Genomic DNA, 517 nt, shown 5'->3' with positions numbered 1-517 from the left:
TGTCCCGGCCGAGCGCGCCTATGCCGCAGCGGCGCCTACCAAACCGCAGGCCAAGGCGCCGGCGCAGACGCCGTTCGTGGCGCCGGTCGCGCCGCCGACGATGGTCGCGCAACGCGCCAGCGATCCGTTCGGGCATCCGGCGACGCCGCTGCAGGCCCGGCCGTGGCCGCGCTCGACGCTGCCATCCGCCGATGCCGGGAGCGAGTTCACCGCCAGCTTCCCGCACAGCGGCGCGGACCCGGCGGCGTTCTATCCGTTCGAACCCCGATTGCCTGCCGACGCCGTGGCCAACCCGCCGCTGCATCCGCAACCCTGACCCCGCGCGCCGGCAGGCGTCCGTGCCTCATTCCGGCGCGTGGTCCCCGTTGCTTCGTCCCCTCGTTGTTCCCCTTCCCGAACCGGAGGCTTGCGTCCGATGACTCACCGTATCCGCCACCATCTGTTGGGCCTGCTGGCGCTGACCGTGCCGCTGGCCGCCTGCGCGCAGCAGCCCAGCCCCGGCGCCGCCAGCGCCCCG

The 517-nt window shown here is 74.5% G+C and carries 1 pseudogene; it reads left to right on the top strand.

Annotated features, from left to right (window positions below):
- Positions 1-316: pseudogene (locus D588_RS25180) on the top strand (hypothetical protein); the annotation flags it as partial.
- Positions 317-517: the final 201 nt, after the last annotated feature.

Origin of the sequence: Xanthomonas sp. SHU 308, from assembly GCF_000364645.1 — a bacterium.
In the GTDB taxonomy this organism is placed as follows: Bacteria; Pseudomonadota; Gammaproteobacteria; order Xanthomonadales; family Xanthomonadaceae; genus Xanthomonas_A; species Xanthomonas_A sontii.
This window is presented reverse-complemented; position numbering and strand designations above follow the sequence as displayed.